This is a genomic window from Afifella sp. IM 167, from assembly GCF_020144925.1.
Lineage (GTDB): Bacteria > Pseudomonadota > Alphaproteobacteria > Rhizobiales > Afifellaceae > Afifella.
Genome location: NZ_NSLC01000002.1, coordinates 1 through 12230, shown reverse-complemented (window position 1 = coordinate 12230; position 12230 = coordinate 1). Strand labels below are relative to the sequence as shown.

Annotated in this window: 13 protein-coding genes; 6 read left to right on the top strand and 7 right to left on the bottom strand. The window is 66.3% G+C overall.

What is annotated here, in order from left to right; genetic code table 11:
- Nucleotides 1–104 precede the first annotated feature (104 nt).
- The gene (locus tag CLD20_RS02695) at nucleotides 105–569 is read right to left on the bottom strand and encodes a GatB/YqeY domain-containing protein (protein ID WP_224405063.1); all 465 of its coding nucleotides are present in this window, start codon (nucleotides 567–569) and stop codon (nucleotides 105–107) included.
- Between the two features lie 242 nt (nucleotides 570–811).
- Here CLD20_RS02695 and carA point away from each other — a divergent pair, with 242 nt between their 5' ends.
- A complete protein-coding gene (carA, locus tag CLD20_RS02690) occupies nucleotides 812–2047 on the top strand; it encodes a glutamine-hydrolyzing carbamoyl-phosphate synthase small subunit (RefSeq protein ID WP_224405062.1) in 1236 nt (411 codons plus the stop codon).
- A 16-nt stretch (nucleotides 2048–2063) separates the two neighbouring features.
- Here the strand turns inward: carA and CLD20_RS02685 are convergent, their stop codons facing one another.
- The 3 genes from CLD20_RS02685 to CLD20_RS20150 form a co-directional block, all read right to left on the bottom strand.
- Nucleotides 2064–2594, bottom strand: coding sequence for a DUF2937 family protein (locus CLD20_RS02685; RefSeq protein WP_224405061.1), 531 nt, complete (start codon nucleotides 2592–2594; stop codon nucleotides 2064–2066).
- A 9-nt stretch (nucleotides 2595–2603) separates the two neighbouring features.
- Nucleotides 2604–3470, bottom strand: coding sequence for a neutral zinc metallopeptidase (locus CLD20_RS02680; RefSeq protein ID WP_224405060.1), 867 nt, complete (start codon nucleotides 3468–3470; stop codon nucleotides 2604–2606).
- Between the two features lie 191 nt (nucleotides 3471–3661).
- Nucleotides 3662–3787: a hypothetical protein gene (locus CLD20_RS20150; protein ID WP_255599464.1), complete on the bottom strand. Its 126-nt coding sequence runs from the start codon at nucleotides 3785–3787 to the stop codon at nucleotides 3662–3664.
- A gap of 213 nt (nucleotides 3788–4000) precedes the next feature.
- Between CLD20_RS20150 and CLD20_RS02675 the strand changes: the two genes are divergently transcribed.
- The 4 genes from CLD20_RS02675 to CLD20_RS02660 all read left to right on the top strand — a co-directional run bounded on the left by CLD20_RS02675 (nucleotide 4001) and on the right by CLD20_RS02660 (nucleotide 9007).
- Nucleotides 4001–4285, top strand: coding sequence for a DNA-binding transcriptional regulator (locus tag CLD20_RS02675; RefSeq protein WP_224405059.1), 285 nt, complete (start codon nucleotides 4001–4003; stop codon nucleotides 4283–4285).
- Nucleotides 4286–4438: 153 nt separating this feature from the next.
- Nucleotides 4439–7696: a carbamoyl-phosphate synthase large subunit gene (carB, locus tag CLD20_RS02670; protein WP_224405058.1), complete on the top strand. Its 3258-nt coding sequence runs from the start codon at nucleotides 4439–4441 to the stop codon at nucleotides 7694–7696.
- 114 nt (nucleotides 7697–7810) lie between these two features.
- Nucleotides 7811–8284, top strand: a complete 474-nt coding sequence (greA, locus tag CLD20_RS02665; protein WP_224405521.1) for a transcription elongation factor GreA — start codon at nucleotides 7811–7813, stop codon at nucleotides 8282–8284.
- 93 nt (nucleotides 8285–8377) lie between these two features.
- The gene (locus CLD20_RS02660; protein WP_224405057.1) at nucleotides 8378–9007 is read left to right on the top strand and encodes a glutathione S-transferase family protein; all 630 of its coding nucleotides are present in this window, start codon (nucleotides 8378–8380) and stop codon (nucleotides 9005–9007) included.
- A gap of 80 nt (nucleotides 9008–9087) precedes the next feature.
- Here CLD20_RS02660 and CLD20_RS02655 read toward each other — a convergent pair whose 3' ends face one another.
- Both CLD20_RS02655 and CLD20_RS02650 read right to left on the bottom strand, forming a co-directional pair.
- The gene (locus CLD20_RS02655) at nucleotides 9088–9636 is read right to left on the bottom strand and encodes a hypothetical protein (protein ID WP_224405056.1); all 549 of its coding nucleotides are present in this window, start codon (nucleotides 9634–9636) and stop codon (nucleotides 9088–9090) included.
- Nucleotides 9637–9729: 93 nt separating this feature from the next.
- Nucleotides 9730–10347, bottom strand: coding sequence for a glutathione S-transferase family protein (locus tag CLD20_RS02650; RefSeq protein ID WP_224405055.1), 618 nt, complete (start codon nucleotides 10345–10347; stop codon nucleotides 9730–9732).
- 202 nt (nucleotides 10348–10549) lie between these two features.
- On the opposite strand from CLD20_RS02650, the gene CLD20_RS02645 reads away from it, so the two are divergent.
- Nucleotides 10550–11752, top strand: a complete 1203-nt coding sequence (locus tag CLD20_RS02645) for a pyridoxal phosphate-dependent aminotransferase (RefSeq protein WP_224405054.1) — start codon at nucleotides 10550–10552, stop codon at nucleotides 11750–11752.
- Nucleotides 11753–11869: 117 nt separating this feature from the next.
- Here the strand turns inward: CLD20_RS02645 and CLD20_RS20305 are convergent.
- A partial coding sequence (locus CLD20_RS20305; protein ID WP_304504344.1) for a cold-shock protein occupies nucleotides 11870–12230 on the bottom strand: 361 nt, incomplete at its 5' end.

Here is a 12230-nt window from a genome sequence, read left to right as displayed (position 1 = left end):
ACCGGAGCTCGCCGGCACGAAAAAGGCGGGCGCCGCGGCGCCCGCCCGAAACCAAATTTCGCACTTGTACGAGGCCGTGCGCGCGGCACGGTCAGCAGCCCCGGTCAGGAGTTGAGGATGCCCTTCACCAGCGAGCTGGCGCGGCCGAAATCCATCTGGCCGGCATAGCGCTCCTTGAGCGTGCCCATGCACTTGCCCATGTCGCGCAATCCCTGCGCGCCGACATCGTCGACGACCTTGCGGCAGGCGACCTTCATCTCGTCCTCGCCCATCTGGCGGGGCATGAAGCCACGGATGATCTCGATCTCGCGACGCTCCTGCTCGGCCATCTCCAGCCGGCCGTTCTCCTCGTAGATCTGCGAGGATTCCTCGCGCTGGCGGATCATCTTGGCGAGAATGCCCATGATCTCCTCGTCGGAGACGCCGTCCTTGCCCTTGGTGCGGGCTTCGATGTCGCGGTCCTTCACGGCCGCGTTGATGAGGCGCAGCGTCGCCATGCGGACGCGGTCGCGCTCCTTGGTGGCCTCCCGGAGGCCTTCATTGACTTCATCACGAATTCGATCGCTCATGGATCACCCTTCGGTGCGTTCGCGAACGCCGTTTGTGCTGGATGGCAAAAAAAGGGAGCCGGCCGCGTGTCCGGCCGTCGGCTTCGACCATTCCTCGCGTTGACGCGACATGATCCGCCCACTACCTAACGCGCGCTTCCCCATGCGCGCCTCAGTCGCGTCGATATAGGCAATCGCGCGGGGGACGCAAGAGAGCCGGCATCGCCGGACCGACATGCAGCCCAAGCGCCGGGACTTTCCTCATGGCCGACATCTCGCAGAAGAACCCCTCTGGCTGGACGGCTTCCGCCGGCTGGGAAGCCGAAAGGCCAAGCGCCTGCCTCGTGCTCGCCGACGGAACGGTGATCACCGGCGAGGGGCTCGGCGCCATCGGCAAATCGGGCGGCGAGGTCTGCTTCAACACCGCCATGACCGGCTATCAGGAAATCCTGACGGACCCATCCTATTCCGGCCAGATCATCACCTTCACCTTCCCACATATCGGCAATGTCGGCGCCAATGACGAGGACATCGAGACGGTGAACATGGCGCAGAATTCCGGCGTCGCCGGCTGCGTGCTGAAGGCTTCCGTCACCGGCGCCTCCAACTGGCGCGCCGCCGCGCGGCTGGACGAGTGGCTGAAGAAGCGCGGCATCGCCGGCATCGCCGGCGTCGACACGCGCGCGCTCACGAACCGCATCCGCGAGAATGGCATGGCGAACGCCGTCATCGTCCACGATCCGAAGGGCGATTTCGATTTCGAGGCGCTGAAGGCGGAGGCCGCTTCCCTTCCCTCCATGGACGGGCTCGACCTCGTGCCGGGCGTCACGGCGGCGCAGCGCTACGACTGGTCGCAGACCACCTGGCAGCGCGAGGGCGGCTATGGAGAGCAGGAAGGCGGCGACTGCCACATCGTCGTCATCGACTACGGCATCAAGCGCAACATCCTGAGGCTCTTCGCCGATGCGGGCTGCCGCGTCACGGTGCTGCCGGCGACGGCGACGGCCGAAGACGTCGCGGCGCTTGAACCCGACGGCGTCTTCCTCTCCAACGGCCCGGGCGATCCGGCGGCGACCGGCGAATATGCCGTGCCCACCATCCGCAAGCTGATCGACACCGGCACCCCGACCTTCGGCATCTGCCTCGGCCACCAGATGCTCGGCCTCGCTCTCGGCGGCAAGACGGCGAAGATGCACCAGGGCCATCATGGCGCGAACCACCCGGTGAAGGACCACACGACCGGCAAGGTGGAGATCGTCTCCATGAACCACGGCTTTGCGGTCGACCGGGACAGCCTGCCGGCGGAGGTCGAGGAGACGCATGTCTCGCTGTTCGACGGCTCCAATGCCGGCATCCGCGTCAAGGACCGGCCGATCTTCTCCGTGCAGTACCACCCGGAGGCCTCGCCCGGCCCGCAGGACAGCCACTACCTGTTCCAGCGCTTCGTGGAGAGCGTGCGCGCGGCCAAGAAGGCGCGGGAAGAAAAGGCTTCAGCCTGAGCCAAGCACGATCAGACTAGGCGCGCCGCGAGCCCGGCGCGCCCTTCGGCACGCGCCGGATGAAGAGAAGGCGCAACACCCGCGCCACGATCCAGGTCAGAAAACCCAGCACCAGCACGCCGATGCCCGTCCAGATGGCGCCGACGGTCGTCACCGGCACGCCAAGCTCGAACTGCCGCCACGCGCCTTCGACGATGCGCGGATCGGGGCGGCGCAGCACCACGACCGGGCGCAGGGCCGGGTCCGCCGTCTCCAGTTCCTCCCTCTGGCGAACCAGGGCGCTGAAGCGCGCCAGAAGCGCGCTCATGGAGCTGCCGCGATCGTGCAGAAAAGTGTCGGGCGAGCGCGCATACATGTCGAGCGCCTCCTCGCGATCGAGGCCGGAGCGGCGCGCATCCTGGTCGAAATCGGCGACCACCGCCTGCATTTCCTCCACGGCACCGCCGAGACGCTGGCGATATTGCTGGGCGAATTCCGGCGCCTGCGAGCCCGCAAGACCGCCGACGATCGCCATGACAACAACGCTGGTGCGCCGGATCACTGCCATGGCGCGTTCTCAGATCGAGCCGCTGAAGGTATCGCAGGCATCGAGCTTTCCCTTGTCGTAGCCGCGCCGGAACCAGGTGGCCCTGTCCTCGGCGCTGCCGTGGTTGAAGGCCTCGGGCACGACATAACCCTGGGTACGCTTTTGTATCATATCGTCGCCGAGCTGTGAGGCGGCGTTGAGCGCCTCGTCGATATCGCCCTCCTCCAGAAGACCCTTCTGCGCCGTGCGGCTCGCCCAGATGCCGGCATAGCAATCGGCCTGCAGCTCGACCCGCACGGACAGGGCGTTGGCGCGGCGCTCATCGAGGCGCTGGCGCATCTCGTTGACCTTGGGAAGCGTGCCGACGACGTTCTGGACGTGATGGCCGACCTCGTGGGCGATCACATAGGCCTGGGCGAAATCCCCCGGCGCGTCGAAACGGCGGCGGAGCTCCTGGAAAAACGAAAGATCGATGTAAACGCGCTGGTCGCCCGGGCAGTAGAACGGCCCGGAGGCGGCGCTGGCAAAGCCGCAGGCCGAGCGCACCTGGCCATCGAAGAGGACGAGCTTGGGCTCGGGATAATCGGCGCCGGCCTCGCTGAAGACCGTTCCCCAGACATCCTCGGTATCGGCCAGAACGGTGGCGACGAAATCGTCCGTCTCGCTCGTCGTGCTCTGAACCCCGCCGCCGGACGGCGCGCCCTGCTGGCTCGGGCTCGTCATCTGGCCCTCACCGAGGAGCGCCATCGGGTTGATGCCGAAGACGAGCCAAAGGACCAGGCCGATGATGATGACGCCGATGCCGCCGCCACCGGCGCGGCCGATCATGACGGAGCCGCCGCCTCCCCCGCGCCGATCCTCGATGTTGCTCGACTGACGCCTGCCCTTCCAACGCATTCCATGTCCTCCCCTGGCCCGGAACTGAAGCGGGCCGGCGGGAGGGAAATCGCGCGCCCCTTCGCGGGTTCCCGTGCCGGCAAAACAAAGGAGGAGACGGCGGGCCAGCCGCATAAAAGAAAAGCGCGACCCGAGGGCCGCGCTTTATCTTTTTGCGCCGACCTTGCGGTCAGCGCGATCCCGACGTCGCCTCAGCCGAACCAGCGGCCCATGCGACGGAAAAACCGGCTCACACCGCAGCTGAACGTCGCGTAGCGATGCACATCGACACGATCGTATCCCAGCCGGGCTCGTGTGAGCATGATGTCACTCAGCATATGGAGCCCTCCTTGGCTTGCGTTGCAGTCTGATTGGCCTTGCTTCCGAATCAGGGAGGCACTATTTGCGCCTTCCAGATCAATATGCGCACTGGGTGCACTCTTTGTCAAGGCAACATATGCACAATGTGCGCCTTCACGAATTCGATATAGGCCATGGCCTAGAATGACATTACTCTCAACGGAAAAGGGACAGGCGTGGGCGCGCAAACCATGACCCCTGAACAGTTCAAAGCGTGGCGCAAGCAGCTCGGCATGAAGCAGAAAGAAGCTGCGGACCGCCTCGGGTTGAAGAAGCGCATGATCCAGTATTACGAGACCGGAGAGCGCGACGGAAAGAAGGTGAAAATCCCGAAATCCGTGCGTCTCGCCTGCTACGCGCTGGCCATGGGCGTCGCCGATTACGACGGCGAAAGCACCATCTTCGAGGACGGAGAGGCCCGCGGCGAGGAAGAGAGCGGCGGCGAGACCAGGCCCGTCCTCGTCGAGGCGAGCTGAAGCCGGGACCCGGCCGGCAGATATCGGTGAAAGCCGGCCCGCGCATACGCGCAGCGGCTTTGCCTCGGCGCGTAATTCCTCTATAAGCGCGGCCACTTTCCAGCCACCCCGGAAACGGCCGGGCCTCGCGGCCCGCCCCGCAAGCACGCCCCCATGCCGAAAAGAACAGACATCTCATCCATCCTGGTGATCGGCGCCGGGCCGATCATCATCGGCCAGGCCTGCGAGTTCGACTATTCAGGAACGCAGGCCGTGAAGGCCCTCAAGGCCGACGGCTTCCGCGTCATCCTCGTCAACTCCAATCCAGCGACGATCATGACCGATCCGGAGCTGGCCGACGCCACCTATATCGAGCCGATCACGCCAGAGGTCGTCGCCAAGATCATCGAGAAGGAGCGCCCCGACGCGCTGCTGCCGACGATGGGCGGACAGACGGCGCTCAACTGCGCCCTGGCGCTGGACAAGGCCGGCGTCCTCGACAAGTACGGCGTCACCATGATCGGCGCGCGCGCCGAGGCGATCGACAAGGCGGAGGACCGCGAGCTCTTCCGTCAGGCGATGGCCAAGATCGGCCTGGAGACGCCGAGTTCGCGGATGGCGCACTCGCTTGCCGAGGCCTTCGCCGCACTCGAGCAGGTCGGCCTTCCGGCGATCATCCGCCCCTCCTTCACGCTCGGCGGCACGGGTGGCGGCATCGCCTACAACCGGGAGGAATTCCTGGAGATCGTCGAGCGCGGCCTCGACGCCTCGCCGACCAACGAAGTGCTGATCGAGGAATCCGTCCTCGGCTGGAAGGAGTACGAGATGGAGGTCGTCCGCGACAGGGCGGACAACTGCATCATCATCTGCTCCATCGAGAATATCGACCCGATGGGCGTGCATACCGGCGATTCCATCACCGTCGCCCCGGCCCTGACGCTCACCGACAAGGAATACCAGGTGATGCGCAACGCCTCGATCGCGGTGCTGCGCGAGATCGGCGTGGAGACCGGCGGCTCGAACGTGCAGTTCGCCATCAACCCGGAAGACGGGCGCATGGTGGTGATCGAGATGAATCCGCGCGTGTCGCGCTCCTCCGCCCTCGCCTCCAAGGCGACGGGCTTTCCGATCGCCAAGGTCGCGGCAAGGCTCGCCGTCGGCTACACGCTGGACGAGCTCGACAACGAGATCACCGGCGGCGCCATGCCCGCCTCCTTCGAGCCGACGATCGACTATGTCGTCACCAAGATTCCCCGCTTCGCCTTCGAGAAGTTTCCGGGATCGGAGCCCCTTCTCACCACGTCGATGAAATCGGTCGGCGAGGTGATGGCCATCGGACGCAGCTTCGCAGAATCGCTGCAGAAGGCGCTGCGCGGCCTGGAGACGGGTCTTTCCGGCCTCGACGAGGTGGTCATTGCCGGCCTCGGCGAAGGCGACGACAAGAACGCGATCCGCGCCGCCCTCGCCCGCCCGACACCCGACCGGCTGCTCAAGGCCGCCCAGGCGATGCGCCACGGCGCGAGTTGCGAGGAGGTCCACCAGGCCTGCCGCATCGATCCGTGGTTCCTGCGCGAGATCGAGGCGCTGATCGGCTGGGAGGAAAGGGTCCGCGCCCACGGCCTGCCGCAGGATGCGGAGAACCTCTTCCGGCTGAAGAGCCTCGGCTTTGCCGATGCGCGTCTCGCCAGCCTTGCGGGCGTGGAAGAGGACGAGGTGCGGGCGCTGCGCGAGCGGCTCGGCGTGCATCCCGTCTTCAAGCGCATCGACACCTGCGCGGCCGAGTTCGCCGCCTCCACGGCCTATATGTACTCCACCTACGAGCGCGGCTTTGCCGCCGGCACCGCGGCGGAGAGCGAGGCACGGCCATCGGACCGCACCAAGGTGGTGATCCTCGGCGGCGGGCCGAACCGGATCGGCCAGGGCATCGAGTTCGATTATTGCTGCTGCCATGCGGCCTTCGCGCTCGGCGACGCCGGCTACGAATCGATCATGGTCAACTGCAATCCGGAGACGGTCTCCACCGACTACGACACCTCCGACCGGCTCTATTTCGAGCCGCTCACCGTCGAGGACACGCTGGAGATCCTGAGGGTCGAGCAGCAGGCGGGGACGCTGAAGGGCGTCATCGTCCAGTTCGGCGGCCAGACGCCCCTGAAGCTCGCACAGCCGCTCGAGGCGGCCGGCATTCCGATCCTAGGCACCTCGCCCGATGCGATCGACCTTGCGGAGGACCGCGACCGCTTCCAGAAGCTCCTCGCCAAGCTCGGCCTCATGCAGCCGAACAACGGCATCGCCCGCTCCGCCGAGGAAGCGCGCAAGATCGCCACCGAGATCGGCTTTCCGGCGGTGATCCGGCCTTCCTACGTGCTCGGCGGGCGCGCCATGGAGATCGTCCGGGACATGGGCCAGCTGGAGCGCTACATCGCCGAGGCGGTGGTCGTGTCCGGCAAGTCGCCGGTGCTCATCGATTCCTATCTCGCCGACGCGATCGAGGTCGATGTCGACGCGCTCTCGGACGGCGAGGACGTGGTCGTGGCGGGCATCATGGAGCATATCGAGGAAGCCGGCATCCATTCCGGCGATTCGGCCTGCTCGCTGCCGCCCTACACGCTTTCGGCCGATGTGATCGAGGAGCTGAAGCGGCAGACGGCGGCGCTCGCCCGCGGCCTTTCGGTCGTCGGCCTGATGAACGTGCAATACGCCGTCAAGGACAACGACATCTACGTGCTGGAGGTCAATCCGCGCGCCTCGCGCACCGTGCCCTTCGTCGCCAAGGCGGTCGGCCGGCCGATCGCCAAGCTGGCGGCCCGGGTGATGGCCGGCGAGAAGCTGGCCGAGCTCGAGGCGGAGCCGCTGATTCGCGAACATATCGCGGTCAAGGAAGCCGTCTTCCCCTTCGCCCGCTTTCCCGGCGTCGACACGATCCTCGGCCCGGAGATGCGCTCCACCGGCGAGGTGATGGGTCTCGACTACGATTTCGCCGTCGCCTTCGCCAAGAGCCAGATCGGCGCCGGGGTCGGCCTGCCGACGGCCGGAACGGTGTTCGTTTCGGTGCGCGACGGCGACAAGGCGCGCGTCGTCGCCTCGGTGAAGAAGCTCGTCGAGATGGGCTTCACCATCATCGCGACGAGCGGAACGCAGAAGTATCTGCAGGAGCACGGCATCGCCTGCGCGCCGATCAACAAGGTACTTGAAGGCCAGCCGCATATCGTTGATGCTATCAAGAATGGTGAGGTCCAACTCGTCTTCAACACGACCGAAGGCGCCCAGGCCCTCGCCGACAGCCGGTCGCTGAGACGGGCTGCGCTCCTGCACAAGGTGCCGTATTTCACCACCCTCGCAGGCGCTCATGCCGCCACCAGGGGGATCGAAGCTCTTCTTGGTGGACAGCTTGAAGTCAGACCGCTGCAGTCCTACTTCGACGCGGCCTGAACAAGTCACGGTGTTGAGGGTGTTCCCCCTTCCCGGGTGGAGCGCCCGATTTTTTGTTGCGCCCCCAGCCCCTCAAACAGGCGAGAAGGCATGGCGGGCGACGTGGAGGAGATGATGGAAAAGATTCCGATGACCGCAGCAGGTCATGCGCACCTGGAATCGGAGCTGAAACGACTCACCTCCGAGGAAAGGCCGCGGATCATCCAGGCGATCGCGGAGGCGCGTGCCCACGGCGACCTCTCCGAGAACGCCGAGTACCACGCCGCCAAGGAGCAACAGAGCCTCAACGAGGGCCGCATCGCGGAACTGGAGGACAAGCTCTCGCGCGCCGACGTCATCGACGTGTCCAAGCTGACCGGCTCGACCGTGAAGTTCGGCGCCAAGGTGAAGCTCGTCGACGAGGATACCGAGGAAGAGAAGAGCTGGCAGATCGTCGGCGACATGGAAGCCGATGTGCGCGAAGGGCGCATTTCGATCTCCTCGCCGATCGCGCGCGCGCTCATCGGCAAGAGCGTCGGGGATTCGGTCGAAGTGGCGGCGCCCGGCGGCGCCCACAGCTATGAGATTCTCGACATCGCCTACGGCTGAGCCATGCGTACGGGGCGCGCCTTGCGCCCCGTCACCTTGCACGGCACGCATCCATCCTGCTAACTGGCCCGCCTATCTGAGGCGGGCTTTTCAATGATCGATCTCTACACCTGGACGACGCCCAACGGGCGTAAGGTTTCCATTGCGCTCGAAGAGATGGGGCTTTCCTACGAGGTCCATCCGATCGACATCATGGCGGACGAGCAGTTCCGGCCGCAGTTCCTGAAAATCAGCCCGAACAACAAGATTCCGGCGATCGTCGACCACGAGGGCGGCCAGGCGCTGATGGAATCGGGCGCAATCCTCCTCTACCTCGCCGAGAAGACCGGCAAGTTCCTGCCGAAGGACGGCGCCGGACGCTGGCGCGCCATGGAATGGCTGATGTGGCAGATGGGCGGCTTCGGACCGATGCTGGGCCAGGCCCACCATTTCCTGAAGTTCAATCCCGGCAAGGCGGCCTATGCGGAGGAGCGCTACGCCAAGGAGGCGGCCCGCCTCTACAAGGTGCTCGACACCCAGCTTTCCGAGCACGACTACCTCGCCGGCGAGTACTCGATCGCCGACATGGCGACCTGGCCCTGGGCCTCGCGCTTCGAATGGCAGGGAATCGAGCTCTCCGACTTCCCGCATGTGCACGACTGGTATCTGAGGATCGCGGAGCGGCCGGCCGTGCAGAAGGGCTATCACGTGCCGAAGGATGTCGGCGAGATCCCCCTGCCCTGAGGCTTTGCGGCCGAAACGAAATCGGCCCCGCGCCGAAGCGCGAGGCCGTTGGTCAGGGGGTCTGTCTGGCTGAATAAACTCTAGTTGCCGGGCGCCGGGGGAGCGGCGTCGCGCGTCGCCTCGATCAGCCGGATCGCGGCATCGACGCAGGCCTCGGCCGTCTCGCGCGGCGAGCAGTCGACGCGAATCATGGCGTCCTTCTTGCGCATGACGAAGCTGGTGCCCATGCCGTGCCGACCCTTGTGGTGCCAGCCCGGACCGCCGCGCGGGCCCATCATCGCCCGGCCGGGGCCCATGCCCTGTCCGCGCATTCCGGGACCCATGCCCTGGCCACGCATACCGGGACCACAGGGACCGCGCATCGCGCCGGGCTGCCAGTTGTTCCGGCCTGCCGGACCCTGTCCCCAGGCGGGACAGCTGCCAGGACCCCAGCCCTGTCCGGGGCCGGCCTGCTGCATCGGCATGGTGTCATCGTCGGTGTCGGTGTCCGGGCTCGCCACGTCGTCGCCGCCATCGCTGGACGGGCCCATCTCGGCGTTCTCGTCCTGCGGGGTGGTATCGGTCTGGGCGAAGGCTGCCGGGGCAAGGCAGATCGCCAGAGCCGTTCCCGCGGCCAATAGAGTGCGCATCTTGAACTCCTAAGGATCGATACAGCCCCACTCGCCGGGGACTATACGCCCGGGTGGCGCTTCGTGGCGTGAAATCTCCGTAAGGTTCTCAGCTCACCGCGGCCGCCAGTCGACCGGCACATGGCCCGGCTCGGCGGCCACGCGCTCCAGCCAGGCCGCGACGCCCGGAAAGAGGCTCATATCGTAGCCGCCGTTCTCCTCGGCATCGTGCGTGTAGGCGTAGAGCGAGATATCGGCGACGGAGAACGCCTCGCCGGCGAGCCAGTCATGCCCCGACAGGCGGCCTTCCATGACGGCCAGCGCCTCGTTGCCGCCTTTCAGCAGCTCTTCCATGCGCTCCGGCGTCGCCAGGTGCCGGCGCTGCGGATAAAGGCGCAGCGACCGGCGCACCGCCAGCGACGGCTCATGGCAGTACTGCTCGAAGAAGAGCCATTCATAGCACTTGGCGCGATCGAACGGATCGCCGGGCAGGAAGCGCGAACCCTCGGCGAAGTGCAGGAGGATGGCGTTGGATTCGGCCAGCCGGCGCCCGTCCTCGAACAGCACCATCGGCGCCTTGCCGATCGGGTTGAGGGCAAGATACTCGCCGGTGCGCGTCTCGCCGTTCATCGTGTCGACGTCGACGATGCGGAAGGGCAGGCGAAGATGGGCGAAAAGCAGGCGCGGCTTGTAGGAATTGCCGGAGGTCTGCATCGAATAAAGGGTGAGCATGGCGGTCGTCTCCGAGGTGGGGCGCGAGCTTCGCCGAAGCCCGTTCCGACACGAAGCGAATTTGGCTGAAGCCTTGCTTCAGGGAGCCTGATGGACGCTGCAAATTGCAGGCGCCGACGGCGCGCATCCGCCTTGCGCCGGGCAAGGCTTCGGCCTAGTTTCCGCGCCCGTCGCCAACCGTACAACAGTCGGATTCCCCGCCATGGCTTTCCTTGCCGATTCCCTTTCCCGCGTGCAGCCTTCCCAGACCATCGCCGTCGCCGAAAAGGCGCGCGAGCTGAAGGCGGCCGGCCGTGACGTGATCGGGCTCGGCGCCGGCGAGCCGGACCTCGACACGCCGGACAACATCAAGGAAGCGGCGATCGACGCGATCCGGCGCGGCGAGACGAAATATCCGCCCGTGCCGGGCATCCCGCAGCTTCGCGCGGCGATCGCGGACAAGTTCAAGCGCGAGAACGGCCTCACCTACACGCCTGCGCAGACGATCGTCGGCACGGGCGCAAAGCAGATTCTTTACAACGCGCTGGCCGCGACCCTTAACCCGGGAGACGAGGTCCTCATCCCGGCGCCCTACTGGGTCAGCTATCCGGACATGGTGCTTCTGAACGGGGGCGAGCCGCGTTTCGTCGAGGCGAGCCTTGCCGACAAGTTCAAGCTCCGGCCGGAGGCGCTGGACGCGGCGATCACGCCGAAGACCAAGTGGCTGATCTTCAACTCGCCGTCGAACCCGTCCGGCGCGGCCTATACGGAAGCGGAACTGAAGGGCCTTGCCGAGGTGCTGCTGAAGCATCCGCAGGTCTGGATTCTCGCCGACGACATGTACGAGCACCTGCTCTACACCGACGAGCCCTTCGCCACTCTTGCCCAGGTCGAGCCCGCGCTGTGGGCCCGCACGGTGACGCTCAACGGCGTTTCCAAGGCCTATGCGATGACCGGCTGGCGCATCGGCTATGCCGGCGGGCCGGACGAGATCATCAAGGCGATGACGAAGATCCAGAGCCAGCAGACCTCGGGCGCGTGCACGATCGCCCAGTGGGCGGCCGTGGAAGCGCTGAACGGTCCGCAGGACTTCGTGGAGAGCTCGCGGCAGATCTTCCAGAAGCGGCGCGATCTCGTCGTCTCGATGCTCAACCAGAGCTCGATGCTGACATGCCCGGAGCCGGAAGGCGCCTTCTACGTCTATCCGTCCTGCGCCAAGGCCATCGGCCGCCAGGCTCCCTCAGGCAAGACGATCGAGACGGACCAGGATTTCGTCACCGAGCTCCTGGACGCGGAGGGCGTCGCGGTGGTGCACGGTTCGGCCTTCGGGCTCGGGCCGAACTTCCGCATCTCCTACGCCACCTCCACGGAGGCGCTGGAGGAGGCCTGCAGCCGTATCCAGAGGTTCTGCAACAACCTCGGCTGACCGCCGCAAGGCGCCAGCCGGCAAGGCCGGCGCCGGCGGATCTCTCCGAGCCAAAAAAGAAACGGCCCGCTCAAGGCGGGCCGTTTCCGTTTCAAACCACTTCTTGCAGAGGCGTGCTCAGCCCTCTTCTTCGAGAAGCTGCAGGTTGACCGCCTGGGGGCCGCGCCCACGCCGGTCCTGCTGCGTCTCGAAGGAGATGCGCGTGCCTTCGGCAAGCTGCGGCAGGCCGGAGCGTTCGATCGCCGAGATGTGCACGAACACGTCCTTGCTGCCATCCTCCGGCGAGATGAAGCCGAAGCCCCGATCCGCGTTGAAGAACTTCAGGGTGCCGTTCTGGCGCGGGCCGACCTCGGCCGGAGCCCGGTCCTGGAAGGAAGGCCGTCCGCCAGCGCCGCCGCCGGCACCGCCGAAGCGCCCGCCGGCACCGCCGCCGCCACGATAACCGCCGCCGCCGGCGCCACCGCCGTAGCCGCCACCA

What these genes read in the sequence shown, in the direction of transcription:
- CLD20_RS02675 (WP_224405059.1), top strand. Translation starts at nt 4,001, where the DNA reads ATGACCCCTGAACAGTTCAAAGCGTGGCGCAAGCAGCTCGGCATGAAG.
- CLD20_RS02655 (WP_224405056.1), bottom strand. Translation starts at nt 9,636, where the DNA reads ATGCGCACTCTATTGGCCGCGGGAACGGCTCTGGCGATCTGCCTTGCC.
- CLD20_RS02660 (WP_224405057.1), top strand. Translation starts at nt 8,378, where the DNA reads ATGATCGATCTCTACACCTGGACGACGCCCAACGGGCGTAAGGTTTCC.
- CLD20_RS02695 (WP_224405063.1), bottom strand. Translation starts at nt 569, where the DNA reads ATGAGCGATCGAATTCGTGATGAAGTCAATGAAGGCCTCCGGGAGGCC.
- CLD20_RS02685 (WP_224405061.1), bottom strand. Translation starts at nt 2,594, where the DNA reads ATGGCAGTGATCCGGCGCACCAGCGTTGTTGTCATGGCGATCGTCGGC.
- CLD20_RS20150 (WP_255599464.1), bottom strand. Translation starts at nt 3,787, where the DNA reads ATGCTGAGTGACATCATGCTCACACGAGCCCGGCTGGGATACGATCGT.
- carB (WP_224405058.1), top strand. Translation starts at nt 4,439, where the DNA reads ATGCCGAAAAGAACAGACATCTCATCCATCCTGGTGATCGGCGCCGGG.
- CLD20_RS02650 (WP_224405055.1), bottom strand. Translation starts at nt 10,347, where the DNA reads ATGCTCACCCTTTATTCGATGCAGACCTCCGGCAATTCCTACAAGCCG.
- carA (WP_224405062.1), top strand. Translation starts at nt 812, where the DNA reads ATGGCCGACATCTCGCAGAAGAACCCCTCTGGCTGGACGGCTTCCGCC.
- CLD20_RS02680 (WP_224405060.1), bottom strand. Translation starts at nt 3,470, where the DNA reads ATGCGTTGGAAGGGCAGGCGTCAGTCGAGCAACATCGAGGATCGGCGC.
- CLD20_RS02645 (WP_224405054.1), top strand. Translation starts at nt 10,550, where the DNA reads ATGGCTTTCCTTGCCGATTCCCTTTCCCGCGTGCAGCCTTCCCAGACC.
- greA (WP_224405521.1), top strand. Translation starts at nt 7,811, where the DNA reads ATGGAAAAGATTCCGATGACCGCAGCAGGTCATGCGCACCTGGAATCG.